The sequence below is a fragment of the Pseudanabaena sp. lw0831 genome (genome assembly GCF_016584665.1).
In the GTDB taxonomy this organism is placed as follows: domain Bacteria; phylum Cyanobacteriota; class Cyanobacteriia; order Pseudanabaenales; family Pseudanabaenaceae; genus Pseudanabaena.
On the sequence record NZ_BBJB01000044.1, the window covers coordinates 1 to 16,573 of the forward strand.

The 16,573-nt window shown below is 42.9% G+C and carries 17 protein-coding genes and 1 pseudogene; 6 read left to right on the forward strand and 12 right to left on the reverse strand.

Annotated elements, in window-relative coordinates:
• The 4 genes and pseudogenes from APA_RS25730 to APA_RS07330 form a co-directional block, all read left to right on the forward strand.
• Positions 1 to 275 (forward strand): annotated as a pseudogene (locus APA_RS25730) (type II toxin-antitoxin system RelE/ParE family toxin); the annotation flags it as partial.
• Positions 272 to 592 (forward strand): helix-turn-helix domain-containing protein, encoded by a 321-nt coding sequence (locus APA_RS07320; protein ID WP_190352400.1) that lies wholly within the window; start codon positions 272 to 274, stop codon positions 590 to 592. The pseudogene APA_RS25730 and the gene APA_RS07320, both read left to right, overlap by 4 nt.
• Positions 593 to 710: 118 nt before the next feature.
• Positions 711 to 929: a hypothetical protein gene (locus APA_RS07325; RefSeq protein ID WP_201321641.1), complete on the forward strand. Its 219-nt coding sequence runs from the start codon at positions 711 to 713 to the stop codon at positions 927 to 929.
• Complete coding sequence (locus APA_RS07330; protein ID WP_142656287.1) at positions 929 to 1,189, forward strand: Txe/YoeB family addiction module toxin; 261 nt, start codon at positions 929 to 931, stop codon at positions 1,187 to 1,189. The genes APA_RS07325 and APA_RS07330 overlap by 1 nt, the downstream gene beginning before the upstream one ends.
• A 6-nt stretch (positions 1,190 to 1,195) precedes the next feature.
• Here the strand turns inward: APA_RS07330 and APA_RS07335 are convergent, their stop codons facing one another.
• Entirely contained in the window at positions 1,196 to 1,864 is a 669-nt protein-coding gene (locus APA_RS07335) for a hypothetical protein (protein ID WP_236579441.1), read from the reverse strand.
• Between the two features lie 207 nt (positions 1,865 to 2,071).
• Between APA_RS07335 and rph the strand changes: the two genes are divergently transcribed.
• A complete protein-coding gene (rph, locus tag APA_RS07340; RefSeq protein ID WP_201321642.1) occupies positions 2,072 to 2,788 on the forward strand; it encodes a ribonuclease PH in 717 nt (238 codons plus the stop codon).
• 27 nt (positions 2,789 to 2,815) lie between these two features.
• On the opposite strand, the gene APA_RS07345 is transcribed toward rph, so the two are convergent.
• The gene (locus APA_RS07345) at positions 2,816 to 3,247 is read right to left on the reverse strand and encodes a cytochrome c (protein WP_236579442.1); all 432 of its coding nucleotides are present in this window, start codon (positions 3,245 to 3,247) and stop codon (positions 2,816 to 2,818) included.
• Positions 3,248 to 3,602: 355 nt separating this feature from the next.
• Between APA_RS07345 and hemE the strand changes: the two genes are divergently transcribed.
• Positions 3,603 to 4,640 (forward strand): uroporphyrinogen decarboxylase, encoded by a 1,038-nt coding sequence (gene hemE / locus APA_RS07350; RefSeq protein ID WP_201321643.1) that lies wholly within the window; start codon positions 3,603 to 3,605, stop codon positions 4,638 to 4,640.
• Positions 4,641 to 4,714: 74 nt separating this feature from the next.
• On the opposite strand, the gene APA_RS07355 is transcribed toward hemE, so the two are convergent.
• The 10 genes from APA_RS07355 to APA_RS07400 form a co-directional block, all read right to left on the reverse strand.
• A complete protein-coding gene (locus APA_RS07355) occupies positions 4,715 to 5,326 on the reverse strand; it encodes a hypothetical protein (protein ID WP_201321644.1) in 612 nt (203 codons plus the stop codon).
• Between the two features lie 21 nt (positions 5,327 to 5,347).
• On the reverse strand, positions 5,348 to 6,223 hold the full coding sequence (locus APA_RS07360) for an S-methyl-5'-thioadenosine phosphorylase (protein ID WP_201321645.1): 876 nt from the start codon (positions 6,221 to 6,223) through the stop codon (positions 5,348 to 5,350).
• Between the two features lie 99 nt (positions 6,224 to 6,322).
• Complete coding sequence (gene hslO, locus APA_RS07365; protein WP_201321646.1) at positions 6,323 to 7,261, reverse strand: Hsp33 family molecular chaperone HslO; 939 nt, start codon at positions 7,259 to 7,261, stop codon at positions 6,323 to 6,325.
• Between the two features lie 288 nt (positions 7,262 to 7,549).
• Positions 7,550 to 8,374 carry a hypothetical protein gene (locus APA_RS07370; RefSeq protein WP_201321647.1) on the reverse strand — a complete coding sequence of 275 codons (825 nt, stop codon included), beginning with the start codon at positions 8,372 to 8,374 and terminating at the stop codon, positions 7,550 to 7,552.
• Positions 8,375 to 8,539: 165 nt separating this feature from the next.
• Entirely contained in the window at positions 8,540 to 9,502 is a 963-nt protein-coding gene (locus tag APA_RS07375; protein ID WP_201321648.1) for a protochlorophyllide reductase, read from the reverse strand.
• 91 nt (positions 9,503 to 9,593) lie between these two features.
• Positions 9,594 to 12,509 (reverse strand): tetratricopeptide repeat protein, encoded by a 2,916-nt coding sequence (locus tag APA_RS07380; protein WP_201321649.1) that lies wholly within the window; start codon positions 12,507 to 12,509, stop codon positions 9,594 to 9,596.
• A gap of 369 nt (positions 12,510 to 12,878) precedes the next feature.
• Positions 12,879 to 13,070 (reverse strand): hypothetical protein, encoded by a 192-nt coding sequence (locus tag APA_RS07385; RefSeq protein ID WP_201321650.1) that lies wholly within the window; start codon positions 13,068 to 13,070, stop codon positions 12,879 to 12,881.
• A gap of 287 nt (positions 13,071 to 13,357) precedes the next feature.
• Entirely contained in the window at positions 13,358 to 13,795 is a 438-nt protein-coding gene (locus tag APA_RS07390; RefSeq protein WP_201321651.1) for a putative toxin-antitoxin system toxin component, PIN family, read from the reverse strand.
• Positions 13,786 to 14,037: a hypothetical protein gene (locus tag APA_RS07395; protein ID WP_201321652.1), complete on the reverse strand. Its 252-nt coding sequence runs from the start codon at positions 14,035 to 14,037 to the stop codon at positions 13,786 to 13,788. The genes APA_RS07390 and APA_RS07395 overlap by 10 nt, the downstream gene beginning before the upstream one ends.
• A gap of 271 nt (positions 14,038 to 14,308) precedes the next feature.
• On the reverse strand, positions 14,309 to 16,534 hold the full coding sequence (locus APA_RS07400; RefSeq protein WP_201321653.1) for a PAS domain S-box protein: 2,226 nt from the start codon (positions 16,532 to 16,534) through the stop codon (positions 14,309 to 14,311).
• Between the last annotated feature and the right edge of the window lie 39 nt (positions 16,535 to 16,573).

Genomic DNA, 16,573 nt, shown 5'->3' on the forward strand with positions numbered 1-16,573 from the left:
CGGTGCTAAGTGTGTTGGGAGAATTTGGACCAAAACTTGGTAGACCGCGAGTTGATACCCTTGAAGGATCTGCATTTCAGAATATGAAATAACTTCGTATTCAATATCAAGGAGAACCTTGGCGTATTTTATTTGCCTTCGATCCCAAACGCCAAGCCGTGTTGCTGGTTGGTGGCAACAAAACAGGAAACAAACGCTGGTACAAGGAAAATATTCCGATCGCAGATAAACGGTACAGAAAATATCTGGAAATACTGAAGGAAGAAAACAAATGACCCAATATACAACCCTATCCGAAGAATTGAACAAACTTCCAAGAGAGCGTCAAGAACTTATTGAAATAAGAGCTTCGCAAATTCATCTTGAAGAAATTACCCTGAGACATCTGCGTGAAAAGCTTGGTTTATCTCAATCAGAACTAGCCGAACGTCTTGAAGTACAGCAACCAGCCATATCTAAGCTCGAACGCAGACAAAATCTGGAACTCAATACACTTCGAGCCGTGGTAAATGCTTTAGGTGGAACCATCGAAATTATCGTCAGAGTACCTAACAAAGAACCGATCCTTCTTAGTGATTATCAAGAATCGTGAAATGTGTTGCTTTTGAGAAATGTCTAGGCGATCGCTGTTACCGCCATTCAGAGCAGAGATGATAAAATATAAACCTCAATATACAAGCCACTTATACAGAGAAATTAGGAGTCAACTTATGCGGACAATCACCCTACAAATTGATGATAGCGTTAGCGACAAATTTCTATGGTTACTCGATCGCTTCTCTAAAGACGAAATTAAAATTTTAGACCAATCCGATTATGTCAGCGATGATGAATATCTCAGAGGAATTGAAGGAATGGTTCAAAGTATCAATTCAGCGCGTACTGAACCCATTGAACAAAGCGTAACTCTAGATAAACTGGATTGGTAATGTACAAAATAATTTTCATGACGCAAGCTCAAAAAGATGCCAAAAAGCTTGCTTCCAGTGGATTGAAACCCAAAGTTCTGCAACTCATCAAAATCATTGAAGAAGATCCGTTGCAATATCCCCCAGATTATGAATTTTTAAAAGGAGACATGAAAGGGCTAATCAGTCGCCGCATCAACAAACAGCATCGGATAGTTTACGAAATCTTTGAATCAGAAAAATTGATCAAAATCTATCGGATGTGGAGTCATTACGAATAGCTTTGTTCAATCGCCCCGCTTTTTAGGACTAGGCTTAGCCACTTTACTTGATCGCTTTGGCTTCCCCTGAGCAGCTTTCTTCTCCTTCCCAGTTGCAGCCTTACCCAAAATCGGCTTAGCCGCTTCATCCAGATCGCCAAACTTCTTCGACCACCACTTCTCCTGAGAAGACCAGAAAAAGACCACATCCGCATGATCCTTGCGTTGACGTGCCTGAGCATCCGCACACTTCAACATCACCTTATCCACACCATCCTTCGCATAGGGAAACTTAGCCAAAGGCTTACCACAGACAGGACAAGCAAAACTAGTCACCTCCGCCGTTGCTGCATTCTCACTCTTAGCTTGAGGAATCTCCCACTGATTACGGCGATCGCTCCAAAACATGACCAGATTCTCACAGCCATGCTCACACTTGAGAAAATGCCCACCACTCACCTTCTGAGAAGGAATCTTACTGAGAGGATGATTACAAGTCGGACAAGCTACATCCGAAAGCTCATTTTTACGATCGCTTGGCTGTAAATCCGCACCGAGATTTGTGTAAGCCCGTGCCAATATCGGCTGAAAATAGGACTGATGCCAACCAATCAAATAACTTTGCCAATCCAACTTACCCACCGAGATCTCATCCAAAGTCGTCTCCATCCCTGCGGTAAAATCGGCTCTGAGCAAATCGGGAAAAGTTTTATGGCTTAAATTTGTGATGGTTGCTTATCTCCAACTTTGGGCGACTCATATCCCCGCGCTGTCGCACTTTCTCAAAGATATGCACGCCTATCTTTGAGAAAGTGCGGTACTTCAGCACTAATGGCTGCAACTGATAGAAGCAACTGCTTGCGATATGATTGGATAGATTTTACAAACAGTCAAACCGCGATCATGAGAGATTTACCTATTATCCAACGTCCTGATGGGAGAGATTGGGATCAACTGCGCCCTGTGCATTTGCAGAGGCATTTTACCAAAGCACCTGCGGGTTCAGTGTTGGCAAAATTTGGTGATACCCAATTGATCTGTACCGTTTCCATTGAGGAAGGTGTACCAAAATTCTTAACTGGTAGTAATCAAGGTTGGCTGACTGCAGAATATCGGATGATGCCTGCGTCAACAATTCCGCGTCAACAGCGTGAATTTATGAAACTATCGGGACGCACTCAAGAAATCCAGAGGTTGATCGGTCGCAGTCTCAGAGCCGCATTAGATATGTCCGCGATCACAAATTATACATTTACGGTTGATATTGATGTGCTGCAAGCGGATGGTGGCACGCGCACTGGTGGAATTACTGGTGGGTTTGTGGCTTTAAAAGCAGCTTGCGATCGCTTACTTGCTGAAGGCAAAATCACCAAATCACCAATTCGTAACGCTGTAGCAGCCGTATCTGTGGGTTTATTGGATGGGAAACCAATCTTGGATCTGGATTACAAAGAAGACGTTGCTGTAAGCGTTGATCTTAATGTGGTCATGGACAGCACTGGCAGACTGATCGAGGTGCAAGGCACTGGCGAATCTGATACATTCTCGCGATCGCAGCTTAATCAAATGCTAGATGTCGCCGAAAAAGGGATCGGTGAATTACTACAAATCCAATTATAAAAAAAGCGGTGCGAAGCACCGCTTTTTTTATAATTGTTTGAGATAACTCAACAAATCTGCCATGTCTTGAGGGTTGGGTTGAAACTGTGGCATTGGTGGAGTTTCACCACTTACAACCTGTTGGACTAGACGCACATCAGACTTGTGATCGGATACACCATGCAAACTGGGACCCACTTTGCCATTCCCCCATTGACCATGACATGCCACACAATTCATCACAAAAATCGAACGTCCCTGCACGGGATCGCCCGATAGATTTAAAACCGATTGAGTATATTGATCGATTGGTGGACGCAATACCCACAAGACAATTGCGATCGCGACGATAACAAAAGTGACAGCGATCCATATCCCAGTTTTCAGAGACGAATTTGTCTCAGGCGATCGCGATGCTTGATCTGATGTCGTATCTACAACATCAGTAACCTTTGTCAAATTTGCCCCTTCATTAATCACTGTTTTTAAACCTAGCCATTATTTCGCCAAAACTTTTACTTAGTAAGGTTTAATCAAGAATCAATTTTTTGGTAGCGCGGCTTTGCCGCGCTACCAAAAAATTGATTCTTGATTTTTATAGCTTAAGTATTAATAACATATCTTAAAGAAAGTATAAGTAATCAAATCACAATCGGAAATTAAATAAAGCCTAAATTTAGACATGAACCAATGGCTACCTCTAGGATTTAGCAGTAACGAAAGTCAAGCGGGGTGACAAGCGCCCCACTTGACTTTATTGGTGTCTGGTACGTCACGTTCTATAATTCAAAAGCACAATCATAAAAAAGTTTAAAAACACAGGAAAGAGTTGATTATGGGAGGAAATGATCGCTTGCTAAGGGCAGCAAGAGGTGAAGTACTGGATCGTCCACCAGTATGGATGATGCGCCAAGCAGGAAGATACATGAAGGTGTATCGTGACTTGCGCGAAAAATATCCCACATTTAGAGAGCGATCGGAGATTGCCGAACTCGCTGCTGAAATTTCTTTGCAACCATTTCGCGCTTTCCAACCCGATGGCGTGATCATGTTCTCCGATATCCTCACTCCGCTTACAGGTATCGGCATTAACTTTGACATCATCGAAAGCCGTGGACCAATCATCGAGTCGCCAATTCGGACTCAAGCTCAAGTTGATGCCCTCATCGAATTTGATCCCGACACCGCCGTTCCCTTTATTCGTAAGATTTTAAGCGCGATCAAAGAAGAAGTTAAAGATCAAGCGACTATTCTGGGCTTTGTGGGCGCACCTTGGACATTAGCAGCCTATTCAGTTGAAGGCAAAGGCTCTAAAGATTATTCTGTAATCAAAGCTTTGGCATATAAAGAACCAGCGATCATCCATAGCTTTTTGACTAAAATTGCCGAAATGGTCGGTACTTATGTGATCCACCAGATCGAGTGTGGTACTCAAGTCGTCCAAATGTTCGACTCTTGGGCAGGACATCTTTGCCCAACTGATTATAAAACTTTTGCACTGCCTTACCAAAAGATGGTTGTCGATAAGGTCAAGGCAAAGTATCCTGATACCCCACTGATCCTTTACATTAGTGGTAGTGCGGGTGTCCTAGACCTAATGCCTAAGTCTGGTGTGGATATTGTCAGTGTTGACTGGACAGTTGACATGGCTGACGCGCGCGATCGCATTGGTCGTCACGTTCCTGTACAAGGCAACCTCGATCCTTGCGTTTTATTTGCTGAGCAAAGCTATATTCGCGATCGTATTCTCGAAGTTGTCGCCAAAGCTGGAAACAAGGGACATATCATGAACCTTGGACATGGCATTTTGCCCACCACTCCTGAAGATAATGCCCGTTTCTTCTTTGATACCGTCAAAGGACTCGGCTCTTAAAAAAAGTATCTCTAACAAAAAAGCCTCGCTTTGCGAGGCTTTTTTGTGTTTTTACAGCGCTTTGCGCTGTAATTTTAGCGATCGCTAGGCAAACTATAGGGATCGATACCATTTTGTTTAAGCACGGACTCAAAATAATCACGCTCACGACGCACATCATCATCGAGCGCAAAACCTTCTCCCAAAATAGCAAGAGCCTTTTCCAATTGCTGATTTATTTGAGATAAGCGAGCATTTCGCTCCTGTTCAGTACGGGTAATCCCAAAAGCATTGTCAAATCTACGCTCTAAAGATTCAGAGGTTAGAATAACTGTCATCATTAAGGCTAAACGATTACCGCGAAAGCTTTCCCAAGCCCAATAAAGTGCTACTAATTCTAAAGGTAGTCCTCGAATTCGGGTCTGACCTTGTGAACTGCCGTCACCAATTTCAACGGTAAAGTTTTCTGATTTATAGTCATCAGGAAAATCGCTAGGCAAAAAGCCGAAAGTGCCTTGCACCTCTCCTAGCAAACGTTTAAAGGCTTTTGATTGCAAAAAATCGAAAGTGCCTCTGGCAGGTTTGCCAATACATTCAGCAGCTTGACTGAGAGACATCCGATAACTACCATCGGGCAACATAAAGGCATCGACGGATAAAGTGCCGATCTCTATAGTTGCACGAGTTGCTTTGATCGATTCATTCATAAAATTTACAGTTGACAAGATTTAAAGATACTTTTGCAAAATCATTTTTAGTCGATCGCGACTTGCTCCAGATACCTTACTCAAATCCGTCAAGATCGAAGTTTTCAAAGCATGATGAGCTTCAGATCGAGGGGGATTAGCTGCAATTTTTGCCACGGCATTTTGAATTACGGTTTGAGCATTGACCGCATTTTTATGTAAATTTTGGATGATCATCTCCACAGTTACACTTTCATGATCATCATGCCAGCAATCATAATCAGTGACCAATGCGATCGTGGCATAGGCAATTTCCGCTTCACGGGCAAGCTTAGCCTCGGTGAGGTTGGTCATGCCAATTACTTTTGCGCCCCAACTACGATAGAGCAAAGATTCAGCTTTAGTGGAGAAAGCTGGCCCCTCCATGCAGAGATAAATGCCGCCCTTATGAACTTTATTTCTTCCTAAATCGACCCCATCCGCAGCAGAGCCAACAACTGACAGCAATGATTTACAAATTGGCTCGCCAAAGGCAACATGGGCAACAATACCTTCGCCAAAGAATGTCGAGGTGCGGCTAGTGGTGCGATCGATAAACTGATCGGGTAGCACAATATCTAGAGGTCGAGCATATTCTTGTAGCGAGCCAACGGCTGAGGCGGAAATAATGTATTCCACGCCTAGACTTTTAAGCGCATAGATATTTGCCCGATAGGGAACTTCAGAGGGTAACAAATGGTGCGATCGCCCATGCCGCGCCAGAAATAGCACAGGGGTTCCAGACAATTTGCCATAGATAAATGCATCTGAAGTTTTGCCAAAGGGAGTATCAATATTAATTTCTTGAATATCAGTCAGGGCGGACATTTTGTAGAGTCCACTGCCGCCAATAATGCCAATTTGTGCGTTAACTGTCATAAGTTTTAGGATTATGCAAATTTATGAGAAGCGTCTAGAAGTGAAGTTACCATAAAGCCTAATTAACAAGAAGTCTCGCTGTGCGAGACTTCTTGTTAATTAGGCTTTTGCCTCAACTTGCAAATCTGCAAGTAAACCATTTAACTGCTCAGTGGTGGCGTGGTAAATCTCACCACAGAAATGACAAGTTGCTTCTGCACCCTTGTCATCAGCAATCATCGATCGCAAATCTTCTTCGCCAAACATTTTCATCGCTGCTAACACGCGATCGAGGGAGCAAGGGCAATTAAATGTGACATCTTTACTCATTGGCAAAATATCTAGATGCATATCGGCAAATATCTCGGTCATCACCTCTGCGATCGCTTTGCCTTGGATCAGCAAATCCTTGAATTTTTGCGGATCACTTTTGGCATCCAGTTGGCTCAGTAAATCTTCTTGAGAAAGGTTCGCGGTCTTCGCTGCCCGAAGGGTGGCTTTAGGCATAATCTGCAATAAGATTCCTGCGGCAAACTTTACAGGAGCATCGTCACGATCTTGCTCAATGATTTCCGTAAGCATGAGCTTAGAATAAGTTTGCTCAGAAGAAGCTAAGTACCAAGCAACATCATTGGCGATATCACCCGCAATTAATTCGACGGTGCTGCTGTAGGGTTCGCCATAGCCAACATCGCGCATAACTTTGAAAAAGCCTGTATGCCCAACACCTTGGCTAACGTTTTGTTGACCATCAGCAAGGGGAGGCAAGGCAAATTGGGGGTTGGTGACAAAACCGCGCACTGTCCCATCAAATCCTGCATCGGCATATACTAAACCTAGTCCACCATCACCAGCCACTCTGACATTTACTCTGGCTTGAGGTTGCTTCATATTTGAAGCAAGCAACAAGCTTGCCCCCATAGCACGACCGAGTGCTGCCGTGGCGACCGCTGATAGCTGATGGCGGCGATGAGCCTCATTGAGAGATTGGGTAATATTCACGCCAATGACACGGACTCTGCCGTCGGCGGTGAGGGCGCGAATTAAGCGATCGTTCATGAAATTTTTCTAACGGTTGAGTATTCAATAGAGCAGCACAGGCATTACCTGATCTAGATCTCCATGTTATACCAAAGCTCAAAATGGCATAGCCATTTTGAGCTTTGGTATAACATGGAGAGTTTATTTTTTAATTCCCATATTTGTGGGCTTTGAATTCTGCACTGTGTTTTTTTTGCTGCATTGTTTTTATTCTCTCCATACTTTCGTAAAACCTTACTGTCCTCAAAAAACAAACCTCAAAAAACAAAGTAGAGTTGCGGCGCTTCGTGCCGCAACTTTCTTATATTAAAGTCTGGGGGGGGCTGAATCGACAATCTCTGATGGTCTGTTCTGATTCATGTTTTGAAGCGTTACAGGATCTGGCGCACGCAATCCTATTAAGCGATATTTTTTTGTAACAGTGGGGGCAATTTCTGGGGCTTCTACCCAATCATTTGTGGCTACAAAATCTTGAGAGGAACTACCACTTAAACCAGTTCCCACGGCATTACTGCGATTTTCACTGGCTCTCGATTTGGAAGCTTCATCTCTGGACGGGGCCGAAGCTGATGGAGGAAACTCTTGAGTTCTAGGTAATGGCTCTAGCGCGATCGCTGCTCGGCGTTTGATTGGTCTAAATGTGACTTCGATTAAACCTAGATCGGGGTTATTGATTCCACCATCTCGATCTAGCCCTGGGTTACCTTCTTCTAAAACAATAAATTGCTTGGCGATTGCGCGGGGTCGCTCCAAGATGACAGAGCGATCGCAGATCAACCCATCAATAATGGAAACACCATCGATTTTCACGCTAACTGCACTGGTGTAACTAGGTGAGTTAATTTCAATCTTGTAGGTTTCACGAATACCAACATTGATGTAGCCCCTAGGGTCGGCTCGGCGCATATTCCCGTTCTGGTTAATGGCGATCGATACAGCCGAATTTTGAGGGATATAAGGTCTTGATGGTACTGAGGATATTGGCTGTGTGGTGTTATTTCCGATCTTCTCATCACTTAAACGATTAGAAATCGCTGATGACTCAGTCGAACGAGCATAACCAGCAATAACCAGCCCGCCAACCAATACAGAACAAATTGCCAAAATTCGCAGGTTTGATGGGGTAAGCATATGAGAAGCCTCAAATTTCTATTACTCTCAATTTACTCTAAGTAACGTTGCAATTTTTAGTGGTTACAAATTTAGTAACGAAATAATAAACTCCAAAATGTGTACCGCCCGCGTAGCGGGCGGTACACATTTTGGCTCTGGTTTTTTAATTATGCTGAGGTTTAGCTACACAAGTCTGACCAACTTAGCACTCAAGTCCCACATGCGTTCAGCTCTAGCATCATCACGAGCTTGAGGAGAGACTGTCTGCACAAAAGACTTACCATCTTTTTTCTGACGATTGCCCCAACTCCAGTAGGCTCCTGACTGTTTGTATTCAGGATCGGCGATAACAGCGGCAACTCTTTCACCTGATAGCTCCTGTGTGACATATCCCTTAGTGATGTTCTTTTGGAACAATGGGAATAGCTTCTGGAAGAGAGGATAGTGATTGCGGAAGAGCGGCGTATCGGCAACACAACCTGGATAGAGGGAAGTGAAGGTGATCCCTGTGGATTCATGATAGCGACGGTGCAACTCTCTCATCGTCAAGATATTGCAAACTTTGCTCTCCTTGTAAGCACGGACAGGTTCAAATTTTTTGCCATTTGCCATAGAAATCGGAGGTTTGAATCCTTTCTCAAAACCTTCGAGATTGCCAAGGTCTGGCTGTGGGGGAATCTTGCCGCCCAATTCGTCTGGGTTGTGGGTGACTGTTCCCAAAATGACCATACGGCGATCGGGATGGGTGGATTTTTTCATGTCCTCTAATAGCAGATTGCAGAGGAGGAAATGACTGAGGTGATTGGTGGTCATCGTCAACTCAAATCCTTCAGGCGATCGCAATGGTTCTTTGAGCAAAGGCATATAGATCGCGGCGTTGCATAGCAAGGCATCAAGGGGCCTTCCTGTTGCTCGGAACTTAGCCACAAATTCGCGCACACTAACTAGGGAGCCAAGATCAACTTGGATGATTGTGTAGCTACTTTTAGGAATACCGACGGATTCGGCGGCTTTTTCAGTTTTGGGGATATTGCGGCAAGCCATGACGATATGCCAGCCTTTGTCTGCCATTGACTTGGCTGACCATAGTCCAACACCTGAAGATGCGCCTGTGATGATAACTGTAGGCTTGTGATACTGTGACATTTTTAAGAATTAATCTATATACTTTGATTAGAATTTTACAGTGATTTGGGATTAAGAGACAAATGGGAGGCAAAGCTTTGCTCTGCGAATATTACAGCCCATTACCGATCGCAAAGAATGCTGACCAATAATTTGGATGATTATATTTTGGTGATTTAATCAAAGAAACTTGCGCTCTGCGTAATGCCTCAGTAACCGTGACATTACCTTTTTGAAGTTCCCCATAAAATGCTTCCATTAGTGCTTGTGTACCAGCATCATTCACTTTCCAGAGAGATGCGATCGCAACTCTTGCTCCTGCCGCTTGCATTTGATAGCCTAATCCTAAGATCTCGACACCAGTGCCTAACTTGCTGCCAATACCTGATTGACAAGCACTGAGGATCACTAAATCCACATTACTCAGTGACCAATCTTGAATCTCTCTAATCGTCGCTTTTTCGCCATTGCCAAAAAGAATGAAAGAATCTTCAGGAGTTCCCACTGATAGCTCTCCATGAGTAGCGAGATGTAGAATTGTATGGGAGTTAGCTTTGGTTGCGGTGATTTGTTTGCTAAAGGATACCTCTGTGAGGGTAGTAGTATTTGGGAAAAGACTGGCAATTTTTTGGACTTCGGTGATGGTGGCGGGTAAGCCATCGAATCCTGCACGGGTTTTATCGCCTGACTTGCCACCAAATGCACCTGCAAAAATGCGTGGTTTTGCAAGTGGTTTCGGAGCAAAGGAGGTGAGAGATTCGGCGGTGATATTGTTAATACGATAGCGTTCGACTAGCCATTGTTTGCCATCATGGAGAGCCGATAGAGGAATATAACGCAGTTGTCCGTCTGGGGCATAAATAATCGTGTCAATTTTTAGCTCTTGTAGCTCTGCTTCAAATGGTTGAATCAGCAATTTATAGAGTTTTTTGGCAGGTTCTTTAACGTCTTCGGAGCCAGAATCGCGCAGGTCGCTAAGGAAGTCAACTATTTCTTGATTGAGTTGTTCGCGTTTGATCTTGACAGTGCGGCGCAGGGGTGGGGTTTTGGCATTGATGATGATTAGTTCGAGTCGATCGTCAAGGATCAGGGGATAGAGTAGGACTGCATTGGGAACTTGAGAAAGAACATCTTTTTGGAGTTTGCGATAACTGGCGAGGTTGAGGTTTTGTTGTTCTTCAACACGGCGCAATTCGGCAATCAGTTTTTTTATTTCGGGGCTATTTAGGAAGGAATTAAATTGCTTGTTTTGATCGCGTTCAGTTTGGACTAGCTGGGCAAGGCGTTGTTGTTGGGCTTCACTGAGTTTGTTGTCTCGGTCTTTTTGTTGGAGAGTGTTGAGTTCACTGGCGAGGGCGATGATGTTTTGTTCGGGGCGTTGAAGGTCAATGCCTTGGGCGGTTTGGTTGTTGCCGCGCACGTTACGGAGGTATTCGCCTAGTTCTTGGACTTTGAGCAGGTCGAGGACTTGTTGGGCTTCGAGAATGCGGTCTTGTTTGAGAAGAAGATCTGCGAGATCGCGGTAAGTTTTTTCAACTGTTGCTAAGTATGATTTTTGTTCTGTTTGGCTGAGTCCACGTATATCTTTGCGAATGGACTCTCTGACATTGACGGATTGTTTGTAAAAGAGGATCGCTAGTTCGGGTTGGTTAAGTTTAGAAATAACAGAACCAAAACTACTCAAGACTCTTCCTTCAGCTTCTCGATCACCAATTTGCCTAAATATGACTAAAGATTTTTGATAGTAATCAATTGCTCCAGCATACTGATTTAGATTGTTATAAGCATTACCTAAATTGTTTAACGATCTAGCTTGCCCCTGTAAGTCTTTGATTTTTTGTTTGATGCTTAGAGCCTGAAAATAAAGATCAATTGCACTCTGATATTGCCCTAAATTTTGGTAGACATTGCCCATATTATTCAATGCGTTAGCCTCGCTCTGCAAATCCCCAATTTGTCGAAAGATGGGTAAAGATTGTTGGTAGGACTTCAGAGATAGCTCGAATTGTCCCAAATTTCGATAAGATAGCCCTATCCCGTTGAGACTTAATCCTTCACTCTGACGATCTTCAACCTGTTTCGATATATTGAGGGACTGTTTGTAAAAAGAAATCGCTTTTTGATTCTGTCCCAAATAACGGTATATAAATCCCAATGTCCCCAATGAATTTCCTTCACCTTGAAGATCGTTAATTTGTTTAGCTATTGCTAATGACTGTTGCGAAAGAGAGAGCGCTTGTTGGTATTGACTTAAATTGCGCTGTACGAGTGCCAAGTTATTCAATATTTTTGCTTCATTTAGGCGATCGTCAAGTTGTTTGAAAATTGTAAGCGCTTGTTGATAGAAGATAAGACTCTCTCGGAACTTACCTGCATAGTCATAGACAATTCCTAAACTATTTAGCGCTCTAGCTTCCCCCATGCGATCGCCAATTTGTCGAAATATTGACAAGGCTTGTTCAGATAAATCTATAGATTTATGAAAGTCTCCTAAGTCACCATAGACACTACCGATATTATTGAGAGCTTCGGCTTGACAACCCAAGCTATTAAGCTGTTGATTTAAATCTTGCGATTGCTGATGATATGCAAAAGCTTGCTGAGACTCAATTAGTTTTTTATAAAAAATTTTGAAAGTAATTAATGCTTGTGATTTATCTTTCTGGATATTAACTTTTCGACAAATGGATAGAGATTGTTGATGTAGTTCCAGAGCTAATTTGTATTCGCTTAAATTACGGTAAGCCTTACCCATATTATTTATTAGACTAGCTTCTCTAAGGAGGTTGTTTTCTCCTTTGTACATCTCTAGTAATTTTTGCCAAGATTGGATAGCCTTTTTGTAATCACTGCGTCTATATTCTTGGTTTCCTTGTACTATCAACTTTTGCACTTCCCCATTTTGAGTCTGTAATGTCCTTGCTTCGATAGTTACAAGACTTACGTCATTGGGTAATATCATTCCAAAAGCACCAATAATCAGCGCTGTCAGACAAGCAATTGTAAAGAAGTAGATCCGAGAAGCCATAACCTATTTATTTTTAGTTTAGTGATCTAGAAAAGTCTTGAAATCATTAACAGATATGAATTCTCATTATGAGCGAGGAAACGAAGAAGAGGTAAAACATGAAATGCTTAGGTTCCTCAACTACCCCTGTTAAGGTGCAAAAATAGCGAACGTAAATTGGTTGTTTCAGCCTTCAGAAATCCATTTTCTTGAACTTTTGACATGATGTTTTACAGATCTATATCGATGGAATCACGCAAGCTCGTTAGTCACCTTAACAGGGGTAGTTCCTCAACAAAAATTCTTATGCAAATGCCCTGCCTCTATTCTTAGCTGCAACAACAACTACGTCAATGGAGTAAGCCAAAACGTAATCTTGCGCTGTTTGCGCTAGACGCTAGCGATCGTGATCGGCATCGGCAAACAAGACAAAAAAGCTAACATCGCAATACCGATCGCATTATTCATCGTCCACATCCTCACATTTACATCAATACCCGCAGTTGCCCAACAGCCAGCATAAAGCGATATTCCCCAAAACAGGCGATTGTTACAAAAAACATAACCAAAATCCAAAATCACCTATTCCCCGTAGTTCAGATCCCCGACTTTTTCTACGCATTCACCAATTAGTTTCGCTAGGCACAAAAAAAGTCGGGGATCTATCTCTGCAATTAAGACAAATCTCGTAGGGGGCGAAGCATTACCGCCACCATTTACGCATATTACCGCGATCGCAAAACGGTAATGCGATCGCCCAAACCTGACAACGCAGCCACAATTTATCGTCAAGAGCAAAGAGGGTTCAGCATTTGCATACAGAGATTTTCTGAGACGAGTTTAGAAATAGTCGCGCAAATGCTGAACCCCTACAAATTGTTGGCGATAATTGGGTTTACTGAAAATATGGTCAAAAAATCTGTTGCCGTGACAATATCAACATTCTGGTATCGCTTCATCGGAAGTAAATGTCGCTTATCGCCCGTGACAATATGACTAGCCTTGCCAACCACCCCACATTCAACAATCATGTCATCCTTCGGATCGGCTTCAACAACCTGCAATGTATTAGGAATAACCACTATCCGAGAAAAGCTAACTATCTCATCAATCACATCTTGAACATCTGAAACAGGGTAATGAAATTTTTGAACAAGCTTTTGCTGAAATTCGCTGAGGATCTCGTCACAAGTGACAGATTCAATCTCTCCATTCCTCGCAAGATTGATACATAAGTCGGGTTTACTACCAGTAGAAAGAAGTGCCGAGATCAAAATATTCGTATCAAAAACTACGACTAAGCGCACACCCTATCCTCATGAACTAGCTCATTTACAAAGTCCTCGCGCGCATCTTCAGTTAGCAAATCCCAAACCAAACCGCGATCGCTAGCCGCACGTCTTGCTCCAGTCTGTCCAATATTAGATAACTCAATCCAGCGATCGCGACGTTTTTTAATTAATAGCTTATATAACTGTAATTGCTTCTCATTAGAAAGCTGATTTACGAGTTCTATTACTTGCTCATCATCAAGCTGTAAAACAACCATTTTTTCTGAGGATTTGATAGGGCTGATTCCATGTCAGCATTATATCATTTCTTTTACAGTCGATTTATCTCTGCAAGAAACCACAAAATCTCTTAGGGGGCGTAGCGTTACCGCCACCATTTACGCATATCAACGCGATCGCAAAACGGTATTGCGATCACCCAAACCTCATAACGTAGACACAATTTATCTGCGAGAGCGAAGAGGTTTAGCATTTGCGATCGAGATTTCTGGTGAGGAGTTTGAATATTGCGGCGCAAATGCTAAACCCCTACATGTTGTTCTCGATGACATTACTATCGTCAAGAATAGAACCTGTGGTATTCGCATCTCGCAAGTCAGCACCCCGCAGATCAGCGCCCCGCAAATCCACCTGTTGTAAATCCGCAAATTGGAAGTTTGCACCCCGCAAATCAGCACCGCGCAAATTTGCAGATTGGAAATTGGCATAGCTACAATTACTGCCATTGAGCGCCACACCACTGAAATCTGCGTGCCGTAAATCAGCCTCTACCAAATAAGCCCCACGCAAATTCAATCCCGCAAAATTGCGTTGACCGATTTTGTATTGATTGAGCAAGGTATTAGCATTGAGCGTCACAAAATTAGCGATCGCCTCTGTCCCTGAGTGAATGAGTGATGTGCTCTGGACTTGCTCAAACCGAAGATTCTGATTATGATCTGTTTTAATTGAACTGCGATCGCCTACATCATCAATAATCCGTAATATCCCAACTATTTTGCCATGAGGATCGTGGACGAGGACAGTTGATACATTCACATTAGTCCAACTGCCATCACGAAGTTGAAAAGTCATTGGGAAACCATCGATCTGTCTACCCGCTAGCGTATCGAGAATCATTGCTTGTAGTTCCAACGCTTGAGACTCAGGAACACTTGGAACAGGATGACCGACAACAGTGGAAGTATTCCAAGCAAATAGTTTTTCTGCGGCTGCGTTCCATAATAAAACTTTTCCTTCAGGGCTGACAATATCAATCGCCACAGGAACAGCCTTGATTACTGCTCGTAATAGTTCATTTGTCCTTTGTAGACTAGATTCAGCCTCGCCTCTTTCGCTAATGTCGATACATACTCCATCAGCAAATATCGTTTCCGAATCGATACGATAATAACGGGTAATATTCTGTACCCATTTCACTTCACCAGAGATCGTAATAACCCGAAATTCGTGACGGAAAGTAGCAAGCTTGTCAAAACCAGCTTTGATTAGAGCTTTAAATTGATCGACATCTTCAGGATGGACGAGATCTAATACTTGGTATGGGGAAGAAATAACATATCTTGGTGAGATGCCGACCAGATCGATTAGACCATCACTGATAAATGGAATGGAAATTTTTCCGCCAGAGTTGATTGATAAACGATAGAGAGTTGCAGGCATACTCGATGCGATCGCTGCTAGTCTAAGTTCGCTATCTTGCAGTGCTGTTTCCGTGCGCTTGCGTTCCGTAATATCTCGAGAATTGATTACTAAGCCCTGCACATTTGCATCCTGCAAAAGATTGCAACAAACTGATTCTAAATAAACCCAATTTCCATTGATATGCCGATAACGCATCTCTATCGGTGTTGATACAGACAAAGCATCCACTGATTGAGTTAAAAAATCTTGAAAAATTGGTAGGTCTTCTGGATGGATAAAGCTAATAAATTTGCTGCCCATCACGTCTTCAGGCATATAGCCTAAGGTTCTAAAGATCGCGGGGCTACAATAGTTAATAGTAGTATCTATATCCAGAATATTTACGATATCTGAAGAATGCTGCATCATAGCCCGCAATTTGGCTTCATTATGAGCAAGATTACGAGAAATACGGCGCTGTTCTTCTCTTTCTACACGAACTTGACGATCCATCAGGTTGAGTTTGGCGTTCATTTCGGCAACTCGAATCTCTAACCGCTGATGAGACTGTTGCAACTTATCAACTTCTTGCTTTCGCTGGGTAATATCTTGAATCCACCACCTTAGTCCAGTTACCCTTCCATCTAGCGGTACACGAATGCTGATAATTGTAAAACTTGCATCAAAGGGCTGTCCAGTTGGAAACTGCATCCGAAAGTCCAAACTCTTGATGTTTTGACCACGTTGTAGTTGACCTAATAGTCTTTGAAATTGTTCTTTATAGGAGGGATAGACAAAGTTTTCTAAGTTTTGACCAATCGGCTGTGAACCAAACATCAGAGTAGCCGCACGATTGGCTTCAGTAATGTCGCCATTAGCATCAGTAACAAAGTAGCCGTCAGGAGCAAAGTCAAACAGTTCCCGATATCGCTCTAATTCTCCCGTAAGCGATCGCTGACAAACTTCTAGTTCTGTTAAGCTAGCTCGCAAAACATTTCCAGCATCTTCTAGATTGAGATTTCTTGTCTCGATTTCGATAGAAGATGATATAGGTGATGCTGCAATATGCTCTAGCTCATGCAGTTGCTGAATCGAGGTTGCAATCAATTCCAGACAAAGGTGCATTCCCATATACGATCCATGTTTTAACCAGTCTTTTAAGACTTATAT

Excerpts from the sequence above, each read along its gene's own strand:
- APA_RS07330 (WP_142656287.1), top strand. The coding sequence starts at position 929 with ATGTACAAAATAATTTTCATGACGCAAGCTCAAAAAGATGCCAAAAAG.
- rph (WP_201321642.1), top strand. The coding sequence starts at position 2,072 with ATGAGAGATTTACCTATTATCCAACGTCCTGATGGGAGAGATTGGGAT.
- APA_RS07375 (WP_201321648.1), bottom strand. The coding sequence starts at position 9,502 with ATGTCACAGTATCACAAGCCTACAGTTATCATCACAGGCGCATCTTCA.
- APA_RS07325 (WP_201321641.1), top strand. The coding sequence starts at position 711 with ATGCGGACAATCACCCTACAAATTGATGATAGCGTTAGCGACAAATTT.
- APA_RS07320 (WP_190352400.1), top strand. The coding sequence starts at position 272 with ATGACCCAATATACAACCCTATCCGAAGAATTGAACAAACTTCCAAGA.
- APA_RS07370 (WP_201321647.1), bottom strand. The coding sequence starts at position 8,374 with ATGCTTACCCCATCAAACCTGCGAATTTTGGCAATTTGTTCTGTATTG.
- APA_RS07355 (WP_201321644.1), bottom strand. The coding sequence starts at position 5,326 with ATGAATGAATCGATCAAAGCAACTCGTGCAACTATAGAGATCGGCACT.
- APA_RS07380 (WP_201321649.1), bottom strand. The coding sequence starts at position 12,509 with ATGGCTTCTCGGATCTACTTCTTTACAATTGCTTGTCTGACAGCGCTG.
- hslO (WP_201321646.1), bottom strand. The coding sequence starts at position 7,261 with ATGAACGATCGCTTAATTCGCGCCCTCACCGCCGACGGCAGAGTCCGT.
- APA_RS07360 (WP_201321645.1), bottom strand. The coding sequence starts at position 6,223 with ATGACAGTTAACGCACAAATTGGCATTATTGGCGGCAGTGGACTCTAC.
- APA_RS07395 (WP_201321652.1), bottom strand. The coding sequence starts at position 14,037 with ATGGTTGTTTTACAGCTTGATGATGAGCAAGTAATAGAACTCGTAAAT.
- hemE (WP_201321643.1), top strand. The coding sequence starts at position 3,603 with ATGGGAGGAAATGATCGCTTGCTAAGGGCAGCAAGAGGTGAAGTACTG.
- APA_RS07400 (WP_201321653.1), bottom strand. The coding sequence starts at position 16,534 with ATGGGAATGCACCTTTGTCTGGAATTGATTGCAACCTCGATTCAGCAA.